Origin of the sequence: Nocardia sp. NPDC058176 (assembly GCF_042883805.1) — a bacterium.
GTDB lineage: Bacteria > Actinomycetota > Actinomycetes > Mycobacteriales > Mycobacteriaceae > Nocardia.
Genome location: NZ_JBHVVA010000001.1, coordinates 88,041 through 114,852, shown reverse-complemented (window position 1 = coordinate 114,852; position 26,812 = coordinate 88,041). Strand labels below are relative to the sequence as shown.

Here is a 26,812-nt window from a genome sequence, read left to right as displayed (position 1 = left end):
GCCCTTCACCGGAGCGTCCGCGGCTGTCGCGACTGTGTCCGGCCACACTAAGTGAAACAACGTTGCATCAACGTTGCTTTTCCGCCTCTCCGCGAATTTCGGCCAGACCTAGGTGCGGGCTGAGGGAGCGACGCGGCCGGCGGAGGGGGCGGGCAGGACTCAGCCCGTACCCGGTGAGTTACCCATGTTCGCGCGAGATCAGTGGGCCTACGAGACGACAGAACCCCCCGCCATGGTGCAGGCGGGGGGTTCTGTGGCCTTTGTGCGCTGCCTACTCGGCGGCGGCGGTCTCCTCGGTGGCGGCCGGCTCGGCGGCCTCGTCCTCGACCGGGACGAGCGAGATCTTGCCGCGGTTGTCGATGTCGGCGATCTCCACGCGCAGCTTGTCGCCGACGTTGACCACGTCCTCGACCTTGGCCACGCGCTTGCCGTTGCCCAGCTTGGAGATGTGCACCAGGCCGTCACGGCCCGGCAGCAGCGAGACGAACGCGCCGAAGGCGGTGGTCTTGACGACCGTGCCCAGGAAACGCTCGCCGACCTTGGGCAGCTGCGGGTTCGCGATCGCGTTGATCGCGTCGATCGCGGCCTGCGCCGACGGCCCGTCGGTCGCACCGACGAACACGGTGCCGTCATCCTCGATGGAGATGTTGGCGCCGGTGTCCTCGGTGATCTGGTTGATCATCTTGCCCTTGGGCCCGATGACCTCGCCGATCTTGTCGACCGGGATCTTGATCGCGGTGACGCGCGGGGCGTAGGGGCTCATCTCGTCCGGGGTGGCGATGGCCTCGGCCATCACGTCCAGGATGGTGGTGCGGGCGTCGTGCGCCTGGTTGAGCGCACCGGCCAGCACCTGCGAGGGGATGCCGTCGAGCTTGGTGTCCAGCTGCAGGGCGGTGACGAAGTCACGGGTACCGGCGACCTTGAAGTCCATGTCACCGAAGGCATCCTCGGCGCCGAGGATGTCGGTCAGCGCGACGTAGCGGACCTCGTCCTCACCCTTGTCGTTGGTGACGGTGTCCGACACCAGGCCCATCGCGATGCCCGCGACCGGCGCCTTGAGCGGCACACCGGCGTTGAGCAGCGACAGGGTGGAGGCACACACCGAACCCATCGAGGTGGAGCCGTTGGAGCTCAGCGCCTCCGAGACCTGACGGATGGCGTAGGGGAACTCCTCCTGCGAGGGCAGCACCGGCATCAGCGCACGCTCGGCGAGCGCGCCGTGGCCGATCTCGCGGCGCTTGGGCGAACCGACGCGGCCGGTCTCGCCGGTGGAGAACGGCGGGAAGTTGTAGTGGTGCATGTAGCGCTTGGAGGTCTCCGGGCCGAGCGAGTCGACCTGCTGGGCCATCTTCACCATGTCCAGGGTGGTGACGCCCATGATCTGGGTCTCGCCACGCTCGAACAGCGCCGAACCGTGGGCGCGCGGGATCACGTCGACCTCGGCGGAGAGCTGACGGATGTCGGCCAGGCCGCGCCCGTCGATGCGGAAACCGTCGGTGAGGATGCGCTGACGCACCAGCTTCTTGGTGACCGAGCGGAACGCGGCACCCAGCTCCTTCTCGCGACCGGCGAAGTCCTCGCCCAGCCGTGCGAGCACCTCGGCCTTGATCTCGTCGATCTTGGCCTCGCGCTCCTGCTTGTCGGCAATGCTCAGCGCCTGGTTCAGCTCCACCTTCGAGGTGCCCTCGACGGTCTCGAACACGTCGGGACCGTACGGCGGGAAGAGCGGGAACTCCTGGGTGGGCTTGGCGGCCAGCTCGGCCAGGTCGGCCTGGGCGCGGACCAGGCGCGCGATGAACGGCTTGGCGGCCTCGAGGCCCTCGGCGACGACGGCCTCGGTGGGCGCCTGCGCGCCGTCTTCGATCAGCGCGATCACCTTGTCGGTGGCCTCGGCCTCGACCATCATGATGGCGACGTCACCGGTCTCGGTGACCCGGCCCGCGACGACCATGTCGAACACGGCGTCCTCGAGCTGCTCGACGGTCGGGAACGCGACCCACTGACCGCCGATGAGGGCGACACGCACGCCACCGATCGGGCCGGAGAACGGGATGCCCGAGAGCTGGGTCGACGCCGAGGCGGCGTTGATGGCCACCACGTCGTAGAGGTCGGCCGGGTTCAGGCTGAGCACGGTCACCACGACCTGGATCTCGTTGCGCAGGCCGTCGATGAAGGTCGGGCGCAGCGGACGGTCGATCAGGCGACAGGTCAGGATCGCGTCGGTGGAGGGGCGGCCCTCGCGACGGAAGAACGAGCCGGGGATGCGGCCCGCGGCGTACATGCGCTCTTCGACGTCGACCGTCAGCGGGAAGAAGTCGAACTGGTCCTTGGGGTGCTTACCGGCGGTGGTCGCCGAGAGCAACATGGTCTCGTCATCGAGGTAGGCGGCCACCGATCCGGCGGCCTGCTTGGCCAGACGGCCGGTCTCGAAGCGGATGGTGCGGGTGCCGTAGCTGCCGTTGTCGATCAGCGCGACCGACTCGAAAACTCCGGGCTCGACCTCGACCGCGGTCGAAGTACGTTCAGTTGTCTGCGTCATTTTTCTTCTCTCGACCTCTCGTCTCGCTGGAACGCAGCACCGGATGGGCGCGGACCAGCTGTTCGTCAGCCGTACCGGACACGGACACGAGGCAACCCTCCTGGCTGCCACGCGCAGCACCCGGCCGAATCCCCTTGGCTGGAACATTCCAAGCGGGGCGACGCGGAGGCGATCATCGATCGAAGCCCGACGGCGGCGCAAACACTGAGGATCGCCTGCCGAAAGGCCACTACCGAAGACCGACGCCACGCGGACGGATGCACACGGCTGTCACATGTTGTAGTGCACGCGGAAACCCCATGGTCTCCGAATACACGAATAGCCAACGAGAAGAAGTGTACTTCTTCCCATTGGCTACTCACCGACCGCCTCAGCGAGGAGGCGTGTCGAAGCAGATCAGCGGCGCAGGCCGAGACGCTCGATGAGCGAACGGTAGCGGTTGATGTCCTTGGCCTGCAGGTACTTCGACAGGCGACGACGACGACCGATCAGGGCCAGCAGGCCGTGGCGGGTGTGGTGATCGTGCTTGTGCTGCTTGAGGTGCTCGGTCAGGTCCGAGATCCGCTTCGACAGCAGCGCGATCTGCGCCTCCGGCGAACCGGTGTCCTTCTCGTGCAGGCCGTACTCGGCCAGGATGGCCGACTTCTGCTCAGTGGTCAGCGCCATGCGGCAGACTCCTATTTTTCAGTTCCGCGCTCGAAGGTCCGGTTACCCGGGATGGGCGCCACCGCGGACCGCAGCAAACCCGAGGAGCCACTTTACCCGACCTGTTCGCGCAGGCCGCACCGGCCTCAGGCGTCGGCGGCGGTGAGCACCTTGCGCGCGGCTTCGACATCGCGGCCCATGGCCTCGACCAGGTCGTCGATGGAGTCGAACTTGCGCATCCCGCGCAGCTGCTCGACGAAGTCGACCGCGACGTGCTGGCCGTACAGGTCGGCATCGGCGTCGAGCACGAACGCCTCGACGGTGCGCGAACGGCCCGAGAACGTCGGGTTGGTGCCCACCGAGATGGCCGCCATGGCCCGCTGACCCGGGTCGATCGTGCCGACCGGGCCGCCGGTGCCGAGCACGGTGAACCAGCCCGCGTACACCCCGTCGGCGGGGATGGCGGCGTGCATCGGCGGGGCGACGTTGGCGGTCGGGAAGCCGAGTTCGCGGCCGCGTTTGTCGCCGTGCACGACGACGCCCTCGATACGGTGCGGGCGGCCAAGCGCCTCGGCGGCCGCGGCCATGTCGCCCGCGTCGACGCAGGCGCGGATGTAGGTGGAGGAGAAGGTGACGGCGTGCTCACCGAGCAGGGTCACCCCGTCGACCTCGAACCCGAACCGTTCGCCGAGCTCGCGCATCGTGTCGACGGTGCCCGCGGCCTTCTTGCCGAAGGTGAAATTGTCCCCGACGACGACCTCGGTGACGTGCAGCCGCTCGACCAGCAGGTCGTGCACGTAACCGCCCGGGGTGAGCTTCATGAACTCTTGGGTGAACGGCATCACGCAGAACACGTCGATACCGAGTTCCTCGGCCAGTTCGGCGCGGCGGGTCAGGGTGGTGAGCTGGGCGGGGTGCGAACCGGGCCGCACCACCTCCATGGGATGCGGATCGAAGGTCATCAGAACCGAAGGGACACCGCGCTTGTCCGCCGCGGCCACCGCGCGACTGATCAGCTGCGCGTGCCCGCGATGCACACCGTCGAACACACCGATCGTGAGGACGCAGCGCCCCCAGTCCGCGGGCACCTCGTCGAGACTTCGCCACCTCTGCACACCGCGAAGCCTATCGCGGCCGTGCGCCGCGCCGGTTCGCCGGATGTGTCATTCCCGTCAGGGATGCCTAACATCAATGGTGTGCCAGGTAAACGAGATGTCGCGACCCGCCGTGCGCCGACGCAACCCGGCGAGCAGGCCGAACTCGCCGCCACCGCCACCATCGCGCCGGAGCTGTCCGCGGTGGCACAGGACTATCTGAAGGTCATCTGGACCGCTCAGGAATGGTCTCAGGAGAAGGTCTCCACCAAACTGCTCGCCGAGCGGATCGGGGTGTCGGCCTCGACGGTGTCCGAGGCGGTGCGCAAGCTGGCCGACCAGGGCCTGGTCGAGCACGCCCGCTACGGCGCGATCACGCTCACCGAGCACGGTCGCCGCGCCGCCGTGGCGATGGTGCGCAGGCACCGGCTCATCGAGACCTTCCTGGTGAACGAACTCGGCTACGGCTGGGACGAGGTGCACGACGAGGCCGAGGTGCTCGAGCACGCCGTCTCCGAGCTGCTGATGTCACGCATCGACGCGAAACTCGGTCACCCCGACCGTGATCCACACGGCGACCCGATCCCCTCGGTCGACGGCGCGGTCCCCACTCCCCCCGCCCGCCAGCTCAGCGATTTCGGCGCCGGTGAATCGGGCCGCGTCGCCCGCATCTCCGATTCCGACCCCGCCATGCTCCGCTATTTCGACTCGGTCGGCATCGCCCTCGACACCGCGATCGTGGTCGAGGAGCGCCGCGACTTCGCCGGCACCATCGCCGTCCGCATCGCCGACGGCGAAACGCCGACCGAACTGGGCACCCTTGCCGCCGAGGCGATCTGGTTGACCATGTAGCAGCTCGGGGAACCTCAGTTCGCCTGCCCGTCGAAGACGCGGCGGGTGACCGGCTCGGCGAGTGGATGCCGGAAGTCGGCGAACAGGGCGGCGACGAGCTCGCCACGGCTGGTCGCGCCGGTCTTGTCGAAGATGGCTTTCACATGGTCGCGGACGGTGTGGGTGGAGACCACCAGGCGACGGGCGATCTCGGCGGTGGACAGGCCCGCGGCGACGAGTTCGGTGACGTCGAGTTCGCGGCGGGTGAGCTCGTAGGCGGCGACCACCAGCGCCGCGACCTCCGACGGCGTCGCGTATTCGATCACCAGCGCTGTGGTCGCCTGGTCGTCGGTCGCACCGCGCAGGGTGGAGGCGTGGCAGACCAGCCAGTGGCCGGCCGTCGTGCGCACGCGGATCCGGGCGTTGTCGCCGGTGGCCCGCGCGCGGCTGGCGGTGCTCAGAATCCAGACCGGCAGGGGTATTTCGAGTCCGGCGGCGGTGGTGGTCGTCGGACCGGGTGGCATCCGCGCGAGCAGGTCCCTGGCCTCGTCGTTGACCGACAGCAGGGCGCCGTCGGCGGCGAACAGCAGCAGGCCGGGCGCGCCGGTACCGACGGGCGCCTGCGTGCTCGGGCGGGCGAAGCCACGCAGCCGTCGCGCCATGGGGGCCGAGAGTGCTTGCAGCAGGGCGATATCGGCGTCGTCGAACGCCGGTCTGCCACGTTCACGGAACAGGCTCACCTGGCCCCAGCCCTGCCCGTCGGCGCGCAGGACGGCGCGCAGTTCGTCGTCGAATCCGCGGGGCCGCATGAAGCTCTGGTAGAGCGGGCTCAATGAGGGCCGGTCGGCGGTGACCGCGCGGAGTCCAGCCACCGGTACCGGCGCCACCGCCAAGTCGCGGAACAGGTTGACATGTTCGGCGAAGAGCTCGGACTCCCAGTAGATCCCGCACCCGCCTTCGTGCAGGTTCTCGACCCGCACCGGCGCGGTGGTCAGCCCGTTGACCGGATCGGTCGCCACCCAGACCGCGGCATCGAACGGCGCGCTGCGGCGCAGACGGGCCGAGGTCCGGTCGAACAACTCGTGCGCGTCGGCGGCCGCCGCGATCCCGGCGAGCAGGGCCGACATCGCATGCGCGGTGGGTGCGGTCATCCCACCATTGTCATCGCGGCACGGGCGAGGGCGCCATCCCCCGAACGAGGGGCACGCGGGCGCCCCCCGAATAGGACAGCACGCCGCCCGGCACCATCGCTCGAACGCGGCGGCACGCAAGCCCGGCGTCATCGCCCGAAAGGGACAGCATGCAAGCGCGGAAGCCATCCCTCGAACAGGGGCACGCGGGCGCAGTTGCACCCGTAAGCGGCATCGGCTCGGCGAGACCCCCGCAAACGCGGGATGTCGCCGCGGTCCTGGGGCGACCACGCTGATCTGCGGGGACGCGCCGGACGACGAGGTCAGGCAGCGCCCAGCGATGACGCGGCGATCGCCGCCGGATGAAGGAGTCGACAAATGCGAATCGGGATCATCGGTGCGGGAGTGGCCGCGGTGGGACTGCTCGACGCGCTCGCGGACACGGGACGGGAACCGGGCACGATCACGGTGTTCGAGGGATCGGCGGCACTCTGGCGCGGCCGGGCCTATCAGCACGACGTGCCCGCGGTGCGGGTGAACGCGCCGCCCGCGCTGATGTCGGTGCGGGCCGAGGACCGCGCGCATTTCGAGCGGTGGCTGCTGCGCAGGCCCGACGCGGCAGAGTTCCTCGATCACGGACTCGGGCAGCCGATCGTGCCGCGCGCGATGTATGGGGAGTACCTGGAACAGACGGCGCGCACGGCGATCACGCGGTTGCGACGCGACGGGTGGCGGGTCAGCGTCGTGAACGACCGGGTCACCGATTTCGCCGCCGGAGCACCGGTCGTGCTGCGGACCGAGGGCGGCGCGGCGCACACAGTGGATCGGGTGGTGCTCGGCGTGGGTGGGGGTCGTCCACGCGATCGATATGGGTTGACCGGTGCGCCAGGCTATTTCGTCGAACCGTATCCCCTGGCCCGGACGCTGCCCGAGGTCGGCGCCGAGGCGCACGTGGCGGTGATCGGCAGCGGTCTGACCGCCGTCGACATCGCCGCCGGCCTGGCAGAGCAGGGACATCGCGGACCGATCACCCTGCTCTCCCGCACCGGAGTCCTGCCGTTCGTGCAGCAGCGGCCGCTGCCGCTGGCCCCACGCCACCTGATACCCGCCGCGGCACTGTCACTGGTGGCGAACGGCCCGGTGACCTTCGACGAGGTGATCGCCCTCATGCGCGCCGAACTGGCCGATCTGGGTGAGGATTTCAGCGACTTCGCGGCCGAGCTGCTCGCCACCGGCACCGAGGACCCGGTGCTCCGGTTGCGGCGCCAGCTCGACGCCGTCGACTCACCCCTGCTCGGCCGACGACTGCTGACGATGGCGATCCGCACGATCGGCCCGATCCTGTGGCCCGCGCTGCGCGAGGAGGACCGGACGATGTTGCGCGAGCGGAACTCCCGCACGATCAGCAGTCTCAGCTCACCGATGGTCCCGCACAATGCGCGGATCCTGCTGCGCCTGCTGGACTCGGGGCAGCTCACGCTGCGCGGCGGGGTCACCGAGATCACCCGGCACAGTGCGGGATTCACCGTGACCGACGACACCGAGTGGTCCGCCGACGTGGTGATCAACGCGGTCAACCCGCCCGCCTACACCACCCCGCAGGACACCGAGTCGCTGGTGGCCCGGCTGCTCGACACCGGCGCGGCCGCCCTCGTGCCGACCGGCGGCCTGCACGCCGAAGCGGCCACCCGTCGTCTTCGACCGGGCGGCGACTGGCACGTCCTGGGCAATGTGGCGGCGGATTCGATGTTCATCGCCACCAACCCGCCCGGCCTCGCCACCGAAGCCGCCCGCCTGGCCGCCCAGCTCGCCAAGGAAGCCGAGCCGACCTGGGCGCCCATCGACCTGGACAGTTGATCACCAGGCGCTGGTGGTTTTCGCTTCCCGGGCGATGCTCACAGGAGTGCCTGGTGATCAACCGTCCAACAGGTGGCGGGGTCAGTCGCCGATGCCCTGGGGGCGGACCACCATCACCGACGCGGCGCGTTTGCCGCTCTCCTCGAGTAGCGCGATGGCTCGGCCCGCCGGGTCGATGGCGGCATAGACGCCCTTGATGCCGATCGGGTCGAGCCAACGGCCGTTGCGGAGGTCCTCGGCCTGGGACTCGTCGATGTCGCGGTGCGGGAAGGCGGTGCGGACCGCGGCGTCGATGTCGAGGCTGAGCAGCGGCTGCTCGGCCTCGGCGGCCGCGGCGAGTTCGTCGAGGGTGCGGGCGTGTTCGAGGGTGAACGGGCCGACCCGGGTGCGGCGCAGGGCGGTCAGATGGCCGCCGACGCCGAGGGCGGCGCCCAGATCACGGGCGAGGGCGCGGATGTAGGTGCCCGAGGAGCAGTCGACTTCCACGTCCAGGTCGACGAATTCGCCGTCGGCGACATCGCGACGAGCCAGTACCTCGAAGCGCGACACCGTCACCGGGCGGGCGGCCAGTTGCACGTCCTCACCGGCGCGGGCGCGGGCGTAGGCGCGTTCACCGTCGATCTTGATGGCACTGACGGTGGCTGGAACCTGCTGGATGTCGCCGGTCAGCGCGGCGACCTCGGCCGCGATCGCGGCGTCGGTGACGTGCAGCGCGGGCGTGGTCGCGGTGACCTCGCCCTCGGCGTCGTCGGTGACGGTGGCCTGACCGAGCCGGATCGTGGCGGTATAGGCCTTGCTGGTGAGGATCAGCTGACCGAGCAGTTTCGTCGCCCGCTCCACACCGAGCACGAGCACACCGGTCGCCATCGGGTCGAGCGTGCCCGCGTGCCCGACCTTCTTGGTGCGCAACAGCTTCCGGCTGCGCGCCACCACATCGTGGCTGGTCCAGCCGCCGTCCTTGTCGACGATCACCAGTCCGCCGAGCTGGCCGACCGCCGAGATACGGGCGGCCATCAGCCGTGCGCGATCGCGGTCAGGATCAGCCCGTCGGCGATCGTCCAACGGCCATCGAAGGTTCGCAACGGCGTGCCGCCGTCATTCGTCGTCCCGGGAACGAGCAGCTCGGTGTGGAACGTACCGGAACCGGAATCGGCGGTGCGGGAATCGATCTCGAAGGTGATGTGGGCGTCCTCGAAGCCGAGCCAGCGCAGGGTCAGCGGGAACCACGCCTTGTAGGTGGCCTCCTTGGCACAGAACAGCAGCCGATCCAGATGCAGGCCGGTTGGCGCGGTGCTCAGCCACTCGCGCTCGGCGGGCAGGCTCACCGAATCGAGCACGCCCTCGGGCAGGGCGCCGTGCGGTTCGGCATCGATGCCGACCGAACGGAAGCGCAGTGCGTGGGTGAGGGCGGCGGCGCGATAGCCGTCGCAGTGCGTCAGGCTGCCGACGACGCCGCGCGGGAACAGCGGCATCCCGCGCTCCCCCTTGCCGATCGCGACCGGCGGCTCTCCGAGCTGTTCGAGCGCGAGCCGCGCGCAGTGGCGAGCACCGATGAAGTCGCGGCGGCGCTTCTCGACCGCCTTGGCGATGAGATGCTCCTCGGCCGGATGCGCCTTCAGGTCCTCCGGATAGGTCAGCAGCTCCGCGGTCGCCACACCCGACGGCAAAATGTTCTGAATCATCGGGGACCAGCCTAATCGGTGTCGCGCATCGTGATCAGACGCCCCGGCGCCGCTCCGCCTTCGCCCGCATCTCGGCGGCGGCGGCTTCCATCTCCGGGGTGACCTTGAAATGGCCGCCCCAGGAGTTGAGGTCGCCCTCGGCGTAGACCGGTTCGGGCAGGATCTGGCGCAGCAGGGGGTCGGGGACGCCGCGACGCTTCCATTCGCGCGGGTAGCCGAGGGAGACCTCCTCGAACCGGACGCCGTCGTAGTAGGTGGTGCGCGGGATGTGCAGGTGGCCGTAGACCGAGCAGACCACGTTGTAGCTGGTGTGCCAATCGGCGGTGAGGTCGGTGCCGCACCACAGCGAGAACTCCGGGTAGAACAGGATCTCCGTGGGCTGGCGGACCAGCGGGAAATGGTTGACCATGACCACCGCGGTATCGGGCGCGAGCGCGTCGAGGCGGCGCTGGGTGTACTGCACGCGGGCATGGCACCAGGCGTCGCGGGACAGGTACGGCTCCGGCGTCAGCAGGAATTCGTCGGTGGCCACGACATTGCGCTCACGCGCCAGTGCCAGCCCCTGCGCCTTGGTCATGGTCCCCTCCGGCAGCCACGAGTAGTCGTAGAGCAGGAACATCGGGGCGATGGTGACGCGGCCGCCGTACTTCTCGGCGCCTGCGCCGGTCCAGACCGGGAACGGGTCCTCGGGGGTGACGACGTCGAGATCACGGCACATCGCGACGAGATAGTCGTAGCGGGCGGCGCCGTGCATCTGCACCGGGTCCTTGGGCGTGGTCCACAGTTCGTGGTTGCCCGGCACCCAGATGACCTTCGCGAACCGGCGGCGCAGCAGCTCGAGCGCCCACCGCACCTCCTCGGCCTTCTCGCCCACGTCCCCGGCGACGATCAGCCAGTCCTCCGGCGAATCCGGGTGGATCTGCTCCACGACCGGCTTGTTGCCCTGGTGTCCCACATGGACATCGCTGACCGCCATCAACTTCGGTATCACCTGTCCACAGTGGCACACGCTCGTGCCGCGTGACCGACGGGTTCACCCATCATCGGTCGGCGCGCCCTCGGCGACGAGCAGATCGAGCAGTCCCGGGAACCGCGTGTCGAGTTCGGCACGGCGCAGGGCGACGGTGCTGCGGTTGCCGTAGTTGATCTGGCGGACCAGCCCCGCCTCGCGCAGCACCCGGAAGTGATGGGTGCGGGTCGCCTTGGTGACGGGCAGTCCGAAGGAGGAACAGCTGCGGTCGCCGTCGGCGGGATCGAGGGCGAGCAGGGTGATCACCCGGCGGCGCTGCGGGTCGGCCAGCGCGCCGAGGACCGCCCCCAGCTCGAGCTCGGCGAGGCCCGGTTCCGCCTGGTCCACCACAACCTCCTCAGGTACGAGTTGCGTCGTACCTAGCGACCACCTACGGTCACCAGGTACGTCGATCATCGTACCCAAGGAGCATCATGGCCGACACCTACGCACTGGTGGGATTCGCCCACCCGAAGCCCGAGCGCCGCGAGGACCTGCGCGAACTGCTGCTGTCGTTCGTCGAACCGACCCGCGCCGAGCCGGGCTGCCTCGAGTACCACTTCCACGTCGACAGCGAGAATCCGTCGGTGTTCGTCTTCTACGAGGTCTGGCGCAGCAAGGACGATCTGGACCAGCACCTGGCGCTGCCGCACATGCGGGAGTTCTGGAACTCGCGCATGGACTACCTGACCCGCGATCTCGACATCCGCTGGATCGACATGCTCAGCCCCTACCCGCGCTGACCCCCGCTCACGCGACGCCGCTCGGCACCTCGGCACCGACCCTGGCCCACCGTCCCGACCTGGCCCTGGCGACCACCGCGACCAACCGCAACAGCATGAACGCGACCAGGCCCGACCAGATCCCGGCCACGCCCCAGTCGAAGACGAGCGAGAGCCAGATCAGCGGCAGGAAGCCGAGCAGGGCGGCGACGAGCGTGGCCGTGCGCAGGAAGGCGGCGTCGCCCGCGCCGAGCAGGACGCCGTCGAGGGCGAAGACCGCGCCCGCCACCGGAATCATGGCGACGAAGAACCACCAGATGACGTGCGCACGGTCGAGCACCTGCGGGTCATCGGTGAACAGCAGCGGGATCACCCCGACGCCGGCGGCGAACAGGCCGGCCAGCACCAGCGCGAAGATCTCCGACCAGCCGGTCACGCGGCGAGCGATCCCCTTGGCACCCCGCGCGTTTCCGGCGCCCAGCGCCGCACCGACCAGGGTCTGGGCCGCGATGGCCAGCGAATCCAGGGTCAGCGCAAGGAAATTCCACAGTTGCAGCACGATCTGATGCGCGGCCACGGACGCGGCGCCGAACCGGGCGGCGACCGCGGCGGCGGAGACGAAGCACACCTGGAACGAGAGACTGCGCACGATGAGGTCGCGCCCGAGCACCAGTTGCGCGCGCATCACCGTGGGGCGCGGCCGCAGCGAAACCCGTTCGCGCAGTAGCGCGTACACGAACAGCACGCCGGTGACGGACTGTCCGACGACATTCGCCACCGCCGATCCGGCCAGTTCCAGCCGTGGCGCACCGAGCAATCCGTACACCAGTACCGGGCACAGCACCGCCGACAGCGCCAGGCCCGCGATCACGAACAGCAGCGGGCGCCGCACATCCTGGACACCGCGCATCCAGCCGTTGCCCGCCATCGACAGCAGGATCAACGGCACCCCGAACAGCGCGATCCGCACCCAGCCCAGCGCCTCGTCGGCGATCTCGCCACCCCCGGCGATCGCCGAGCACAGCGGCCCGGCGAACAACTGCACGACCGCCACGATCAACAATCCGATCGCCACGCCGACCCAGCTCGCCTGAATCCCTTCCTCGACCGCGCCCGCCCGATCCCCCGCGCCATGACGACGGGCCGCCCGCGCCGTCGTCCCGTACGACAGGAAGGTCAGCTGTGTACTCACCGTCCCCACGATCACCCCACCGACCGCGAGCCCGGCCAGCGCGAGTGCCCCCAGCCGCCCGACCACGGCCATGTCGAACAGCAGATACAGCGGTTCCGCGACGAGCACACCCAGCGTCGGCAGCGCGATCCCGAGAATGCGCCGCGGACCCGCCTGATCCACCACGTCGACCACTGCGGAACTCACGCCCGACGACCTCCCCATCTGAAGGGCGCCGCCCGTTCCCCGGCGCGTACCTGTGCACGACTGCCGCCGATGGTCGCACACGGCACCGACATGTCAGCGCGGCGTACCGCGCCGCTCAGTCGAGGCAGAACTCGTTGCCCTCGATGTCCTGCATCACCAGGCACGACTCCTCGACACCATCGGCACGCAGCAGTCGCACGCGGACCGCGCCGAGCGGGATCAGTCGCGCGCATTCGGCCTCGAGCGCGGCCAGCCGCTCCTCACCCACCAGCCCGGTGCCGACCCGCACGTCGAGATGCAACCGATTCTTGACGACCTTGCCCTCGGGAACCCGCTGGAAGTACAGGCGCGGGCCGACACCGGCGGGATCGACGCAGGACGATCCCCGATGCTCGTATCCCAGTACCTCGCACCAGAATTGGGCGAGCCGCTCGGGTTCCGCGCAGTCGAAGGTGACCTGGACCTGTTTGACCGATGCCATCGATTCACCATAGGGGCGCGGTCGTCTCCTCGCCTCACATTTTTCAGTCGAGCGCGGTGACCAGCGCCCGCACCACCGACTCGGCACTGCCATAGGTGGTGTAGCCGGCGGCGAAACGATGACCGCCGCCGCCGAAACCGCTCGCGACCGCCGCCACGTCCACACCGTCGGCGGTGCCGGGCGCGGAGTCGCGGGAGCGCAGCGAGACCGTCCAGCGGTCGTTCTGGCCGCGGGCCTCCTTGAAGACCGCGGCGATCCCCGCCTCGGTGGTGGTGCGCACGACATCGATGACGCTCTCCACCTCCTCGGGCCCGACCTCGTGGGTGTCGGCGGCGCGCACGAGCGCGTACACCAGACCCACCCCGGCCGCCGACGGCACGACCACCGCGGTGGAGAGCACCTTCGACAGCATCGGCAACCAGGCGAACGGATGGGTGTCGAGCAACACGCGGGTGATCTCGGCACCGTCGATGCCGGTGGCCAGCAGCCGCTCGGCCAGCGCGTGACTGCCCGGCCTGGCCCAGCGGAACGAGCCGGTGTCGGTGACGAGTCCGGCGAACAGGCAGTGCGCGATCGCCGCGTCGATCGGGACATGCCAGGCGTCGAGCAGGCGGGTGATCAGCTCGGTGGTCGAGGCCGCCGACTCATCGATCAGGTCGACGGTGCCGAAGCCGTCGTTGGCGCGGTGATGATCGATCACCAAGGTCGTGTGGGCACCGGGCAACCGATCGGCGAGCGCGCCGAGCCGGCTGCGCGCACCGCAGTCGACCACGATCAGCAGGTCCACCTCGTCCGGCACCTCGGCGGGCGGCACGAGATGTTCCGTGCCGGGCAGGGTGCGCAGGGAGGCGGGCAGTTCGGCCGGTTCGGCGAACGACACCCGGACCGGCACGCCCCGCCGATGCAGGGCCAGCGCGAGCGCGAGCCCGCTGCCGACGGTGTCGGCATCGGGCTGCACATGGCACAGGACGGTCACCGAACGCGCCGCCGCCACCGCGGCGACGGCGGCATCCAGTGCGGTCCCGTCACGGATTCCGGTGTCGCGACCGGGCACGACGACTACTCGGGGTCTTCGTCGTCGCGATCGGACTTGTACGGATCGGCGTCACCGGCGTGGGTGGCGTTGGCGGCCACCTTGGCGACCTCGTCGTCGATGGCGCGAGCCCGGGCGAGCAGCTCTTCCATCTCACGTGCCGCGTCGGGCACCTTGTCCAGCGTGAACGACAGGATCGGGGTGAACTTCACCCCGGTTCCGGCGCCGACCTTGGACCGCAGCACACCCTTGGCCGCTTCCAGACCGGCGGCCGCGGCCGCGTAGTCGGGTTCGGTCTCGAGCGTCTCGCCCATCACCGTGTAGAACACCGTCGCCTCGCGCAGATCGCCGGTCACCTTGGCATCGGTGACGGTGATGAACCGCAGCCGCGGATCCTTGATCTCGTATTCGATCGCGGTGGCCACGATCGCGGAAATCCGCTTGGCGAGTCGGCGTGCCCTGGCTTGATCCACCATGGCCTGACCTCCCTCTAGTCTTCGGGTCCGAAGATCCGGCGGCGTACTGCCAGCAACTCTATCTCCGGACGGGCGGCGACGTGCCGCTCACACTTGTCGAGCACCTCGTTCAGGTGTCCCGTTTCCGCACTGACCATGGCCACCCCGAGCAGAGCTCGGCGGTGCAGGTCCTGATCTCCCGCCTCGGCGGCATTCACGGCGAAGCGCTTCTGCAGCTCGGCGAGAATCGGGCGGATCACCGACCGCTTCTCCTTGAGCGAATGCACGTCACCGAGCAGTAGATCGAATTCGAGCGCACCGATGTACAGCGGTGCTCACCTCCTGGTAGATGGGTTTCGCGCCCGCATGACCACACGCCGCACCCGAAGCTCGGATGCGGCGTGTGGAACGGTCTGCGATATCAGTCGCGCGGCTTCTCGCGCAGCTCGTAGGCCTCGATGATGTCGCCGTCCTTGATGTCGCTGTAGGTCACGGTCATACCGCACTCGAAACCTTCGCGCACCTCGGTGGCGTCGTCCTTCTCCCGCTTGAGCGAGGAGATGGTCATCGTCTCGGCGATCACCCGGCCGTCGCGGATCAGGCGCGCCTTGGCGTTGCGCTTGACCGAACCCGACAGGACCATGCAACCGGCGATGTTGCCGATCTTGGACGAACGGAAGATCGCGCGGATCTCCGCCCGGCCCAGCTCGACCTCTTCGTAGATCGGCTTGAGCATGCCCTTGAGGGCCTTCTCGATCTCGTCGATGGCCTGGTAGATCACCGAGTAGTACCGGATGTCGACGCCCTCGCGGTTGGCCAGCTCGGTGGCCTTGCCCTCCGCACGGACGTTGAAGCCGATGATGATCGCGTTCGAGGCCGACGCCAGGTTGACGTTGGTCTCGGTGACGCCACCGACACCGCGGTCGATGACGCGCAGACGCACCTCGTCGTCGATCTCGATGCCGAGCAGGGCCTCTTCGAGGGCCTCGACGGTACCGGAGTTGTCGCCCTTGAGGATCAGGTTGAGCTCCGAAGTCTCCTTCAGGGCGGCATCCAGATCTTCCAGGCTGATCCGCTTGCGGCTGCGCGCGGCGAGCGCGTTGCGCTTGCGGGCATTGCGGCGGTCGGCGATCTGCCGGGCGATGCGGTCCTCGTCGACCACGAGCAGGTTGTCACCCGCGCCGGGCACCGAGGTGAAACCGATGACCTGGACCGGTCGCGACGGCAGGGCCGCCAGGACGTCCTCGCCGTGCTCGTCGACCATGCGGCGCACACGACCGTAGGCGTCGCCCGCCACGATCGAATCGCCGACGCGCAGCGTGCCGCGCTGGATGAGCACGGTGGCCACCGGGCCACGGCCGCGGTCGAGGTGCGCCTCGATGGCGACACCCTGGGCGTCCATGTCCGGGTTGGCCCGCAGGTCCAGCGAGGCATCCGCGGTCAGCAGCACCGCTTCGAGCAGCGCGTCGATGTTGAGGCCCTGCTTGGCGGAGATGTTGACGAACATGGTGTCGCCGCCGTACTCCTCGGTGACCAGACCGTATTCGGTCAGCTGCTGCCGGATCTTGTCCGGGTTCGCGCCTTCCTTGTCGATCTTGTTGACCGCCACCACGATCGGCACGTCGGCCGCTTGCGCGTGGTTGATCGCCTCCACCGTCTGCGGCATGACGCCGTCGTCGGCCGCGACCACGAGGATCGCGATGTCGGTGGCCTTCGCACCACGGGCACGCATGGCGGTGAACGCCTCGTGACCCGGGGTGTCGATGAAGGTGATCAGGCGCTCTTCGCCGTTGAGGTCGGTCAGCACCTGGTAGGCACCGATGTGCTGGGTGATGCCACCGGCCTCGCCCTCGGCGACGTTGGCCTTACGGATCGTGTCGAGCAGTCGGGTCTTACCGTGGTCGACGTGACCCATGACGGTCACGACCGGCGGACGCTGCTCGAGATCGTCCTCGCCACCGGCGTCCTCGCCGTAGGTGAGGTCGAACGATTCCAGCAGCTCGCGGTCCTCGTCCTCGGGGCTGACGACGTGGACGACGTAGTTCATCTCGCCGCCGAGCAGCTCGAGGGTCTCGTCGTTCACCGACTGGGTCGCGGTGACCATCTCGCCGAGGTTGAACAGCGCCTGCACCAGGGCAGCCGGGTTCGCGTCGATCTTCTCGGCGAAGTCCGACAGCGACGCGCCACGGGCGAGGCGGATGACCTCACCGTTGCCGCGGGGCAGCCGCACGCCACCGACGGCGGGCGCCTGCATGTTCTCGTATTCGGCGCGCTTGGCCCGCTTCGACTTACGCCCACGACGCGGAGCGCCACCGGGACGGCCGAACGCACCCGCCGCACCACCACGGCCACCGGGACCACCGGGGCGACCGCCGCCGCCACCGGGACGACCACGGAAACCACCGGCCGCGGGAGCACCCGCACCGGCGCCGGCACCGGGGGCACCGCCACCGCCACCGCGGTAACCGCCACCGCCGCCACCACCGGGACGACCTGCGCCGCCACCGGGAGCGCCGCCGGGACGACCCGGACGGCCACCGGCCGCGGGGCCGGGACGAGCCGAACGCGCGGGCATGGCACCCGGGTTCGGACGAGGCGGCATCGAGCCGGGGTTGGGACGCGGACCACCGGGACGCGGGGCACCGCCCTGCGCGGCGGCCGGACGCGGGCCACCCTGGCCCTGACCGGGACGGGGACCGCCCTGGCCGGGAGCCGGACGCGGGCCACCCTGGCCCGGAGTCGGACGGGGACCGCCCTGACCCGGCGTCGGACGCGGGCCACCCTGGGGGGCGGGACGCGGCGCGGGACGCTCACGATCGGGGGCGGAGCTGAACGGGTTGTTGCCGACGCGCGGGGTCTTCGGGCCGGGCTTCGGGCCGGGACCGGCCGGACGCGGGGCCTGACCACCCTGAGCGGGCTGACCGGGACGCTGCTGCTGCGGCGCCTGACCACCCTGGGCCGGACGCGGTGCGCCGGGCGCGGGGCGCGGGGCGGGTGCGGCGGGCTTGACAGCGGGCGCGGACTGCGCCGCCGCCGGGGTGGGCCGGGCAGCCGGAGCCGGCTTGGACTCGGCCGGAGCCGGGGCCGCCGGGGCCGCGGGAGCGGCCGGTGCTGCGGGGGTGGCGGCCGCGGCGGGAGCCGCCGGAGCCGGACGCGGACCCGGGCGGGGACCGCCGGGGGTGGGCTTGGCGCCCGGACGGGCCGCCGTGGACGGTCCGGGACGGGCCGCCGACTTCGCGTCGGCCGCGGGGGCGGACTTCGACGCGAGCGATTCGCGCAGACGACGGGCGACGGGTGCTTCCACCGTCGAGGACGCCGACTTCACGAACTCGCCTTGCTCCTTGAGCTTCGCGAGTAGTTCCTTGCTTGTGACACCGAGCTCTTTAGCCAACTCGTGCACGCGGGCCTTGCCTGCCACTGCTCTCCTCACTGAGAGGTCGGGCAGTGACGCCGCCTAGGGAAGGCGGGCCCGCACGACCTCGGGTTATCTCCGATGGACGTTCATCGTTGGTGCTTCACGGTGTGCTCATGAGTGCTCGTGCCTGTTCTCGAGGTACTGCTCCAGGGCTGAGATATCCAGATTTCCGGACACTCGTAGGGCTCTGCCGAATGCTCGGCGCCGCTCTGCGGAACGCAGACAAGCTGAAACGGGGTGCAACCAGGCACCCCGTCCGGGAAGTCTGCGCCGCGGGTCGGGGACTATCACAACAGCCGAGGTTCCGGCAGTGTCACTGTCGGCGCCCCGATGCTGCGCCACGATCCGCAACAGGTCGGCAGACGGCTCGCGCTGACGGCATCCGATACAGGTTCGAACGGATTGCGCGGGCCGGTCCTTCACCCACTCTACCGGTGACCCGGTCATTACGACGAACCCCTCCCCTTCCGAAGTTACGAACATGTCATCCGGGGGCCGGGATTCCCGTGTCTCGGTCAACTACGGTGCGCCTCCGGGCGGACCGAATCGCCCGGTTCCGGAGCCGCGTCGCTGCGGATATCGATCCGCCAGCCGGTCAGACGGGCGGCCAGGCGGGCGTTCTGGCCCTCCTTGCCGATCGCCAGCGACAGCTGGAAGTCCGGCACGATCACCCGTGCCGCCCTGGCCTCGGGATCCACGACGGTGACCGAGACCACCTTCGACGGCGAGAGCGCGTTGCCGACGAAGGTCGCCGGGTCCTCGGCGTAGTCGATGATATCGATCTTCTCGCCCGCCAGTTCGCTCATCACGTTGCGCACGCGCTGACCCATCGGGCCGATGCACGCGCCCTTGGCGTTCACGCCCTGCACGGTGGACCGTACGGCGATCTTGGAGCGGTGCCCGGACTCGCGGGCCACCGCGACGATCTCCACCGACCCGTCGGCGATCTCGGGCACCTCGAGCGAGAAGAGCCTGCGCACCAGATTCGGATGGGTGCGCGAGAGCTGGATCTGCGGACCGCGCGGGCCACGGGAGACCCCGTAGACGTAGCACTTGATCCGGTCGCCGTGCTCGTAGGTCTCGCCGGGCACCTGCTCGGCGGGCGGGATCAGGCCCTCGGCGCCGTTGGCCTCGCTGCCGATGCGCACCACCACGATGCCGCGGGCATTGGCCCTGGCGTCGCGCTGGACCACACCGCCGACGATGTCGCCCTCGTGGGTGGCGAACTCACCGAAGGACTTCTCGTTCTCGGCGTCGCGTAGCCGCTGCAGCACCACCTGGCGCGCGGTGGTGGCCGCGATCCGGCCGAAGCCCTCGGGGGTGTCGTCCCATTCGGAGACGAGGTTGCCGTCGGCGTCGAGTTCGCGCGCCATCACCCGGACCACGCCGGTCTTCTGGTTGATGTCGATGCGCGCGTTGGCCTCGTGGCCGTCGGTGTGCCGGTAGGCGGTGAGCAGCGCCGACTCGATCGCCGAGATCACGGTCTCGATCGAGATGCCCTTGTCGGCGACGATCGCCCGCAAGGCTTCGATTTCAATGTTCATTCCGCAACCCCTTCGGTGGGAGAGTCACTGTGTTGGCCGCCTGCGGCGAGGTCTGCGGGTTCGTCACCCGGAACGGGCCTGCCCGCGGCGATGCCACCGGCGAGCTCGAGTTCGGCGGCACCGGGGGCGTTGAATTCCACCTGGACGACCGCGGCGGCGATGTCGGTGAGCGGCACGTGCACCCGGTGCGGCTTGTTGCGGCCGCCGAGGACGAGCGCGATGGTGCCGTCGTCGGCGAGCTGACCGGCGCGGGCCTCGAAGCGCTTCTTGCCCTCGACCTGGTCGGCGCCCTCGACCAGGACCACCTTGACCTTGCGGCCCTGGGCCCGGCGCCAGTGCCGGTCGGTGGTGAGCGGGCGGTCGACGCCGGGAGTCGTCACTTCGAGCAGGTAGGCGGAATCGCCGAAATCGCCCGCCGCGTCGAGCAGTTCCGACGTTTCGCGGCTGAGCTCGGCGATCGCGTCGAGGTCGACCGGTCCGTCGCTGTCCACGATGACCTTCAACCGAACCGGCGCCAGCTCGTCTTTGCCCGCAGCCGCGATCGCGACGCCCTCGAGGTCGAATCCCCGGCGTGCAACGAGCTCAGCGACTAGCTGGCTCACCCTTTCCTCGGTGGGCATCGGCATATGGGCGGCTCCTGGTTCAGTTGTGACGCGATCGGAAATTTCTACGCCGAAGGTCTAGCGTAACGCGCTCCGAGAGTGTAAAGGACCAGCAGCCGGGCGTCGCGCACCGGTCCGTCCCGGCGTGCCCTGCCAGGTCACGGCGTGCGCGAGCGCGGCCGGACAGATCTGGCACGATGGTGGTCGTGCCCTTCCGCCATACCGCCCCGCCGAGCGCCGGGCGACCTTCCGGCATGCGTTCCGACCGGCACGAATCCCGCCCGACGACGCTCGCCGCGCCGCGCCCGGTCCCCGTCGTCCCCGCCGGACCGACACCGCCTGCCGACACCGCAGATCGCCCGTATCACGCACGCGGACAACAGCTTTCAGCCCCACAGCCCCACCCCGGCCCCACCCTCCACTCCCCCGAGGCCGCCCTAGCCCGCACGGTCCACACAACCACCGCGGCGAACCCCAATGGCGCAGCGGTGCACGAGGACACGACGCTCACCAAGGCGCGGACCTGGCGCAGGCGGTCGCTGTTGCGGCTGGTCGGTGCGGGCGCACTCGGGGTACCCGCGGTGGCCGTGCTGGCGGCCTGTGCCGAGGACGACACGGTGCACGAGCCGGATCCACTTGCCGCGCAGGAGGTTCTGGCGCGGGCCGACGCCGCCGCCGCGACCGCGGCCATCGCGCTGGCGCCACAGTCCCAGGCGGCGTTGAGCACCATCGCGACCGAGCGGACCGCACACGCCGACGCGTTGCGCACCGAGATCGACCGGGTGGTCGGGGTGTACGGGGACGGCACCACACCGGTGCGGCGCACGGGTGAGGTGACGGTGCCGGGGCCGGACGGGTCGACGGTGCCCGCCTCGGTCGTCGAGTCCGGCGCCGCCCAGCCGCTCGATATCGCTCAGCTGCGCGATCAACTGACCCGCTCGCAACAGGCCGCCGCCCGCGCGGCCAGCATCGAATCCGGATACCGCGCTGGCCTGCTGGCCTCGATCAGCGCGGCCTGCGCGACCCAGGCGGGAGTCCTGCTGACATGACCGACCAACGACAAGCTCTGCAGGCCGCCCTCGACGGCGAGCACGCCGCTGTCTACTCCTACGGCGTGATCGCGGCCTACGCCAACAGCGACCGGGCCCGCCTGGTCGCCGAGTTCAGCGCCGCCCACCGAGCCCGCCGCGACGCCACCATCGAACTTCTCGAAGCCGACGGCACCGCACCGGAGGCACCCGAGGCGGCCTACAACCCGCCGTTCCCGGTCGACAACCCGATCCCGGCGGCGAACCTGGCGGTCGCTGTCGAATCCGACTGCGCCGCAGCCTGGTTGGCTGCCGTAGAGCAGGCCACCGAGCCCGCCGTCCGCACGACGGCCACCGAGGCACTGACCGAGGCAGCCGTCCGCCGAGCCCGCTGGCAGGCGATCCTCGGCGCCGACCCGGTGACCGTCAGCTTCCCCGGCAAAGCCTGACGCGCCGGCGGTGCGCAGTTGGACCATTGATCACCAGGCTCTCAGGTAAGCATCCGCCGAGAGCGAAACGCCACCAGAGCCTGGTGATCAACCGCCCAGATCGAGCGGGACGGACTACGGACGCATCGCGTAGGCGCCGTCGTAGGACTCGACTTGCTGCCAGACGCGGTCGAAGCGCTCGGCGTCGGCGACGGGGCTGCGCAGGGCGCCGATCGCCCAGTCGCGCTGGGCCTCGGTGACCGAGGGCTTGCCGAGCAGAGCGGTGGCCTGGGTGTTGAAGTCGCGGATCTGGAAGTCGAAGATCTGGTCGAGCACGTCGTGGTCGAGGCCGGTGAGTTCGGCCTGCTCGAGGATCAGCTGGCCGTAGACCACCGTGGAGAACAGGTGGCCGATGGTCAGCATGAAGTCCAGGTCCTTCTGCTGGTCGGCGTCGGGAGCCGCGGTGAGCAGCAGGGTGCGCAGCGCCTGGGCCTGCTCGTAGAAGCGGCCGACATTGGGCACCTCGGCGGCCTGCTCGTAGGCCGGGGTCCAGTCGGCGAACTGCACCTTGCCCGCGCCGCGTGCCGGGCCCTGCTTCCAGAAGAACTCCTGGTCGCCGGGGGCGAGGTCGGTGCCGATCGCCGGGTATTCCTTGGGGTTGAGCAGGTAGTTCGGCATGAACTTGAGGATCTGGCCCACGTTCACGTGCACCGTGCCCTCGAGCCGGGGCAGGTGGTTGATGTAGCGCGAGGCCTGCGCGAAGTAGGTGGCCTTCTCGAATCCCTTGGCCGCCAGCACATCCAGCAGCAGGGTCATCGCGACCTCGCCCTCGGAGGTGACCTTGGACTTGGTCATCGGGTTGAACAGCAGGTAGCGGCGGTCGTCCAGGGAGGCGCTGCGGAAGTAGTCGACGGCGCGGTCGCTGAACAGCTTCATCGCGATCAGGCGGGCGTAGGCGTCGACGAAGTTGCCGCGCACGTGCCCGAAGTCGGTGACCGGGTTGCCGTAGAGGATGCGGTTGTTGGCGTGGGTGATGGCCTCGAAGAACGAGTGCTCGACCATGCCGATGCTGCCGTGGCAGAGGTTGAACTTGCCCACGTTGACCGTGTTGAGCGCGGCCGAGAAGCCCTCGGGGCCTTCGTGCAGCACGTCGGCGGCGGTGACCGGGTAGTTCTCCAGCCGGAAGTGGCTGACATACATCTGACCGTGGATGACGCTCTCGATCAGGTGGTAGTTGGCGTGCCTGCTGTCGGCGGCGAACCAGATGTAGCCCTCGGGGCCCTCGACATCGCCGCGCCGGGAGAACACCGACACCATCGAGGCGACATTGCCGTTGCCGATGTAGTACTTCTCGCCGCTGGCGCGGAACAGGATGCCTGCCTCGGCGTCGGCGCTGCCCGGCTCGCTCGGGGTGAGGATCAGGTCGGTGTTGTAGATGTCGGCGCCGTGGTCGCGCTCGGACAGCGCGAAGGCCATGACCTGGCCCTCGTCGAGGTCGGCGGCGGCCTTGCGCTTGGCGATCTCGTTGTCGCTCTGCCAGATCGGACCGAGGCCGAGGATGGTGACCTGCTCGGCGTACCAGTACGCCAGCCCGTAGAAGCCGAAGATCTCGGCGAGGGCGGCATTGCGCGCGGCGTCCCAGCGCTTGTTCGGATCACCGTCGGCGTAGGCGGCCGGGGTCAGGAAGGTGGCGAACAGCTTCTCCTTGCCCACGAACGCGAGGAACTCCTCGGTCCACACCGCGTCGCGGTCCTCGGCCAGCAGCTGCGCCTTGCCCTTGGACTCGAACCACTCGATGGTGGCCCGCAACAACCGCCGCGTCTCGGCATCGAAATGCTGGGGGTCGTAGGTGGCGGGGTTGAACAGCAGGCTGGGCGAACTCGTCATAGGGTCAACTTATCAGCGCCGCACCCCGCCTCGGGCCGTCTACCTGCCGGTTTCCCCTACGTAGGCGTAGGTTGGGCCGCCACCCGCCCGGCAGATGAACGCGCCGCCCCGCACAGCGTGCGGAGCGGCGCGATGCGGCGAAACAGATCTCAGCCGCGGATCTTGGCGGTCACCGCGGTGACCGCGTCCTCGGCCGGGATCTCCTCGGCTTCGCCGGTGAGCCGGTTGCGCAGTTCGACCTTGCCGTCGGCCCAGCCGCGGCCGATGACCAGGATCCAGGGCATGCCGAGCAGTTCGGCGTCCTTGAACTTCACGCCGGGCGAGGCGGTGCGATCGTCGAAGAGGACCTCGAGGCCCTGCTTGTCCAGACCGGCGACGACCTGCTCGGCGCCCTCGCGGGCGGCGGCGTCCTTGTTGGCGATCACCACGTGCACGTCGAAGGGGGCGATCTCGGCGGGCCAGCGCAGGCCCTTGTCGTCGTGCTGCTGCTCGGCGATCACCGCGACCATCCGGGACACGCCGACGCCGTAGGAGCCCATGGTGAGCCGGACCGGCTTGCCGTTCTCGCCGAGCACGTCGACGTCGAAGGCGTCGGTGTACTTGCGGCCGAGCTGGAAGATGTGGCCGATCTCGATGCCGCGCGCCGACACCAGCGGACCGGCGCCGTCGGGCGAGGGATCGCCGTCGCGGACCTCGGCGGCCTCGATGGTGCCGTCGGGGGTGAAGTCGCGACCGGCGACGAGCCCGACCACGTGCTTGCCCTGCGTATCGGCGCCGGTGATCCAGGCGGTGCCCTCGACGACGCGCGGATCGACGAGGTAGCGAACACCGTTGGCCTGCAGCGCCTTCGGACCGATGTAGCCCTTCACCAGGAACGGGTTGGCGGCGAAGTCGGCCTCGGTGAGCAGTTCCACCTCGGCGGGCTCGACGGCGGCTTCGAGGCGCTTGTCGTCGACCTCGCGGTCACCGGGGATGCCGATGCCGAGGATCTCGGTCTTGCCGTCGGGGTGGCGCAGCTTGACCATCACGTTCTTGAGCGTGTCGGCGGCGGTCACGGTGCGGTCGAGGACCTTCGCCTCGTTGGCCCAGTCGACCAGGGTGGCGATGGTGGGGGTGTTCGGGGTGTCGTGCTCGACGGCCGCGGCCTGGCCCTCGATCGGCAGCGGCGCGGGCGCGGGGGTGACCACGGCCTCCACATTGGCCGCGTAGCCGGACTCCACGCAGCGCACGTAGGTGTCCTCGCCCACGGGGCTCTCGGCGAGGAATTCCTCGGACGCGCTGCCGCCCATGGCGCCGGAGGTGGCGGCCACGATCACGTACTGCACGCCGAGGCGATCGAAGATGCGCTGGTAGGCCGCGCGATGGGTGGCGTAGCTGGTGGCCAGGCCCGCATCGTCGAGGTCGAAGGAGTAGGAGTCCTTCATGACGAACTCGCGGCCGCGCAGGATGCCGGCGCGGGGGCGTTCCTCGTCGCGGTACTTGGTCTGGATCTGGTAGAGCGTGACCGGCAGATCCTTGTAGGAGTTGTACTCACCCTTGACGGTGAGCGCGAACAGTTCCTCGTGGGTGGGGCCGAGCAGGTAGTCGCCGCCCTTGCGGTCCTGCAGGCGGAACAGGGCGTCGCCGTATTCGGTCCAGCGGTTGGTGGTCTCGTAGGGCTCGCGCGGCAGCAGCGCGGGCAGGGCGATCTCCTGGGCGCCGGTGGCGTCCATCTCCTGGCGCACCACGTCCTCGATGCGGCGCAGGGTGCGCAGGCCCAGCGGCAGCCACGAGTACACGCCGGGGGCGACGCGGCGGACGTAGCCGGCGCGAACGAGCAGTTTGTGGCTGGGCACCTCGGCGTCGGCGGGATCGTCTCGCAGGGTGCGCAGGAACAGGCGGGAGAGGCGGGTGATCACGGGTGCACAGCGTAGTCCCTGGTCCCCCGGCTCTCACAGCGGATTACCGCGCGGCCGCCACGCGCGCGGCCGGACAACTGGTTCGCACGAGAAAGTACTCAAGGTTACCCAATAGCACCCGCTGCTAATCAGCAGATAACAAAACAATAACGGATGATGAGTGAACTAATATGTTCCCTCTAGGTTCTATGTGCGTCTAATTCGTAATTACAACAGAAAACGGTAGCTGCCCGGATTCGCGCAGGCTACCCTTTCGAGAGGCCGATATGACCCAGAAGAAATCGCTGCCCAAGCGCTGTGCGGCGGTGCTGACCGGCGCCGCGCTGGTCGCGGCCGCCCTGGCCGGCTGTACGAAGACCGAGACCGCCGAGAGTGGTCAGCTACTGGAGTCGCTGCGCGAAAAGGGCACGATCACCGTGGGATTCGCGGGTGAGGCGCCCTACTCGTTCAACGAGAACGGCCAGCTCACCGGTGCGACGGTGGCCCTGCACCGGGAGATCTTCGCCAACCTCGGCATCGAGACCGTCGACGGCGTGCAGACCGATTTCGGTGCCCTGATCCCCGGCTTGCAGGCGAACCGATTCGATGCCGTGAGCGCGGGAATGTCGATCTTGCCGCAACGCTGTGAACAGGCCGCTTTCAGCGAACCGGAATTCATGTACACCACCGCGCTGATGGTGAAATCCGGCAATCCGCTGAACCTGACGGACATGCAATCGATCAAGGACAGCGGCGCCAAGATGACCGCGATGACCGGCGCCATCGAATCCGACTACGCCACCTCGCTCGGCATCGACGCGACCCAGGTCGCCACCCCGCAGGACGGCATGGACGCGGTCACCTCCGGCCGTGCCGACGTCTTCGCGCTCACCGCGATCTCGCTGAACTGGCTCAAGAACCACACCCCGGGCGCCGATGTCGACGTGACGCCGTCGTTCGTGGCGGTCATCGACGGCAAGCCGCAGGTCGGCGCGGGTGGCACGGTGTTCCGGACCAGCGATCCCGACCTGCTGGCCGCTTACAACGCCGAGCTGGCCAAGATCACCTCCGACAAGGACAAGTATCTCTCGATCGTCGGCGAGTTCGGCTTCACCGAGGCCGAGCTGCCCGATCCGCAGTACACGACAGCCAAGCTGTGCGAGGGCGAAATCTGA

25 protein-coding genes are annotated in these 26,812 nt (G+C 69.4%); 6 read left to right on the top strand and 19 right to left on the bottom strand.

Translation table 11 applies throughout. From position 1 onward, the window contains the following. Positions 1-271 precede the first annotated feature (271 nt). From ACFVVM_RS00560 to ACFVVM_RS00550, 3 genes are all read right to left on the bottom strand, one after another. Positions 272-2,539 (bottom strand): polyribonucleotide nucleotidyltransferase, encoded by a 2,268-nt coding sequence (locus ACFVVM_RS00560; protein WP_387611400.1) that lies wholly within the window; start codon positions 2,537-2,539, stop codon positions 272-274. A gap of 396 nt (positions 2,540-2,935) precedes the next feature. After that, positions 2,936-3,205 (bottom strand): 30S ribosomal protein S15, encoded by a 270-nt coding sequence (gene rpsO / locus ACFVVM_RS00555; RefSeq protein ID WP_067492627.1) that lies wholly within the window; start codon positions 3,203-3,205, stop codon positions 2,936-2,938. A gap of 125 nt (positions 3,206-3,330) precedes the next feature. After that, positions 3,331-4,299, bottom strand: coding sequence for a bifunctional riboflavin kinase/FAD synthetase (locus ACFVVM_RS00550; protein WP_387611397.1), 969 nt, complete (start codon positions 4,297-4,299; stop codon positions 3,331-3,333). A gap of 63 nt (positions 4,300-4,362) precedes the next feature. Here ACFVVM_RS00550 and ACFVVM_RS00545 point away from each other — a divergent pair, with 63 nt between their 5' ends. Further along, entirely contained in the window at positions 4,363-5,130 is a 768-nt protein-coding gene (locus ACFVVM_RS00545) for a metal-dependent transcriptional regulator (RefSeq protein WP_387611394.1), read from the top strand. Between the two features lie 14 nt (positions 5,131-5,144). Here the strand turns inward: ACFVVM_RS00545 and ACFVVM_RS00540 are convergent, their stop codons facing one another. Continuing rightward, positions 5,145-6,260 (bottom strand): response regulator transcription factor, encoded by a 1,116-nt coding sequence (locus ACFVVM_RS00540; RefSeq protein ID WP_387611391.1) that lies wholly within the window; start codon positions 6,258-6,260, stop codon positions 5,145-5,147. A gap of 357 nt (positions 6,261-6,617) precedes the next feature. Between ACFVVM_RS00540 and ACFVVM_RS00535 the strand changes: the two genes are divergently transcribed. Next, a complete protein-coding gene (locus tag ACFVVM_RS00535; RefSeq protein WP_387611388.1) occupies positions 6,618-8,096 on the top strand; it encodes an FAD/NAD(P)-binding protein in 1,479 nt (492 codons plus the stop codon). Between the two features lie 81 nt (positions 8,097-8,177). Here the strand turns inward: ACFVVM_RS00535 and truB are convergent, their stop codons facing one another. The 4 genes from truB to ACFVVM_RS00515 are packed head-to-tail and all read right to left on the bottom strand — an operon-like array spanning position 8,178 to position 11,135. After that, complete coding sequence (gene truB, locus ACFVVM_RS00530; protein ID WP_387611385.1) at positions 8,178-9,110, bottom strand: tRNA pseudouridine(55) synthase TruB; 933 nt, start codon at positions 9,108-9,110, stop codon at positions 8,178-8,180. Further along, entirely contained in the window at positions 9,110-9,778 is a 669-nt protein-coding gene (npt, locus tag ACFVVM_RS00525) for a 4'-phosphopantetheinyl transferase Npt (RefSeq protein ID WP_387611382.1), read from the bottom strand. Before npt ends, truB begins: the two co-directional genes overlap by 1 nt. A gap of 34 nt (positions 9,779-9,812) precedes the next feature. Then, complete coding sequence (locus tag ACFVVM_RS00520; RefSeq protein WP_387611380.1) at positions 9,813-10,769, bottom strand: metallophosphoesterase family protein; 957 nt, start codon at positions 10,767-10,769, stop codon at positions 9,813-9,815. A gap of 42 nt (positions 10,770-10,811) precedes the next feature. Then, positions 10,812-11,135 (bottom strand): ArsR/SmtB family transcription factor, encoded by a 324-nt coding sequence (locus ACFVVM_RS00515; protein WP_387611378.1) that lies wholly within the window; start codon positions 11,133-11,135, stop codon positions 10,812-10,814. Between the two features lie 86 nt (positions 11,136-11,221). On the opposite strand from ACFVVM_RS00515, the gene ACFVVM_RS00510 reads away from it, so the two are divergent. Next, positions 11,222-11,530: a putative quinol monooxygenase gene (locus ACFVVM_RS00510; RefSeq protein WP_387611375.1), complete on the top strand. Its 309-nt coding sequence runs from the start codon at positions 11,222-11,224 to the stop codon at positions 11,528-11,530. 7 nt (positions 11,531-11,537) lie between these two features. On the opposite strand, the gene ACFVVM_RS00505 is transcribed toward ACFVVM_RS00510, so the two are convergent. From ACFVVM_RS00505 to rimP, 9 genes are all read right to left on the bottom strand, one after another. Then, on the bottom strand, positions 11,538-12,887 hold the full coding sequence (locus tag ACFVVM_RS00505) for an MATE family efflux transporter (RefSeq protein ID WP_387611373.1): 1,350 nt from the start codon (positions 12,885-12,887) through the stop codon (positions 11,538-11,540). Between the two features lie 115 nt (positions 12,888-13,002). Beyond that, the gene (locus ACFVVM_RS00500; RefSeq protein WP_387611371.1) at positions 13,003-13,368 is read right to left on the bottom strand and encodes a VOC family protein; all 366 of its coding nucleotides are present in this window, start codon (positions 13,366-13,368) and stop codon (positions 13,003-13,005) included. 43 nt (positions 13,369-13,411) lie between these two features. Beyond that, positions 13,412-14,422, bottom strand: coding sequence for a bifunctional oligoribonuclease/PAP phosphatase NrnA (locus tag ACFVVM_RS00495; protein WP_387611368.1), 1,011 nt, complete (start codon positions 14,420-14,422; stop codon positions 13,412-13,414). Positions 14,423-14,427: 5 nt separating this feature from the next. Next, a complete protein-coding gene (rbfA, locus tag ACFVVM_RS00490; RefSeq protein ID WP_387611366.1) occupies positions 14,428-14,877 on the bottom strand; it encodes a 30S ribosome-binding factor RbfA in 450 nt (149 codons plus the stop codon). A gap of 14 nt (positions 14,878-14,891) precedes the next feature. Further along, entirely contained in the window at positions 14,892-15,185 is a 294-nt protein-coding gene (locus tag ACFVVM_RS00485) for a DUF503 domain-containing protein (protein WP_067492601.1), read from the bottom strand. Positions 15,186-15,277: 92 nt separating this feature from the next. Continuing rightward, on the bottom strand, positions 15,278-18,274 hold the full coding sequence (gene infB / locus ACFVVM_RS00480; RefSeq protein ID WP_387611364.1) for a translation initiation factor IF-2: 2,997 nt from the start codon (positions 18,272-18,274) through the stop codon (positions 15,278-15,280). A gap of 108 nt (positions 18,275-18,382) precedes the next feature. Further along, on the bottom strand, positions 18,383-18,718 hold the full coding sequence (locus ACFVVM_RS00475; protein ID WP_387611362.1) for a YlxR family protein: 336 nt from the start codon (positions 18,716-18,718) through the stop codon (positions 18,383-18,385). A 68-nt stretch (positions 18,719-18,786) separates the two neighbouring features. Then, positions 18,787-19,815: a transcription termination factor NusA gene (gene nusA, locus ACFVVM_RS00470; protein WP_387611359.1), complete on the bottom strand. Its 1,029-nt coding sequence runs from the start codon at positions 19,813-19,815 to the stop codon at positions 18,787-18,789. Next, complete coding sequence (gene rimP / locus ACFVVM_RS00465; RefSeq protein ID WP_387611356.1) at positions 19,812-20,441, bottom strand: ribosome maturation factor RimP; 630 nt, start codon at positions 20,439-20,441, stop codon at positions 19,812-19,814. The genes nusA and rimP overlap by 4 nt, the downstream gene beginning before the upstream one ends. Before the next feature lie 464 nt (positions 20,442-20,905). Here rimP and ACFVVM_RS00460 point away from each other — a divergent pair, with 464 nt between their 5' ends. Both ACFVVM_RS00460 and ACFVVM_RS00455 read left to right on the top strand, forming a co-directional pair. Continuing rightward, positions 20,906-21,466 (top strand): hypothetical protein, encoded by a 561-nt coding sequence (locus ACFVVM_RS00460; protein ID WP_387611354.1) that lies wholly within the window; start codon positions 20,906-20,908, stop codon positions 21,464-21,466. Further along, entirely contained in the window at positions 21,463-21,894 is a 432-nt protein-coding gene (locus ACFVVM_RS00455) for a ferritin-like domain-containing protein (protein ID WP_387611351.1), read from the top strand. Before ACFVVM_RS00460 ends, ACFVVM_RS00455 begins: the two co-directional genes overlap by 4 nt. Before the next feature lie 114 nt (positions 21,895-22,008). Here the strand turns inward: ACFVVM_RS00455 and ACFVVM_RS00450 are convergent, their stop codons facing one another. Both ACFVVM_RS00450 and ACFVVM_RS00445 read right to left on the bottom strand, forming a co-directional pair. Further along, positions 22,009-23,760, bottom strand: a complete 1,752-nt coding sequence (locus tag ACFVVM_RS00450; RefSeq protein WP_387611348.1) for an acyl-CoA dehydrogenase family protein — start codon at positions 23,758-23,760, stop codon at positions 22,009-22,011. 149 nt (positions 23,761-23,909) lie between these two features. Then, on the bottom strand, positions 23,910-25,658 hold the full coding sequence (locus tag ACFVVM_RS00445; protein ID WP_387611346.1) for a proline--tRNA ligase: 1,749 nt from the start codon (positions 25,656-25,658) through the stop codon (positions 23,910-23,912). Positions 25,659-25,924: 266 nt separating this feature from the next. Between ACFVVM_RS00445 and ehuB the strand changes: the two genes are divergently transcribed. Next, positions 25,925-26,812 carry an ectoine/hydroxyectoine ABC transporter substrate-binding protein EhuB gene (gene ehuB, locus ACFVVM_RS00440; RefSeq protein ID WP_387611343.1) on the top strand — a complete coding sequence of 296 codons (888 nt, stop codon included), beginning with the start codon at positions 25,925-25,927 and terminating at the stop codon, positions 26,810-26,812.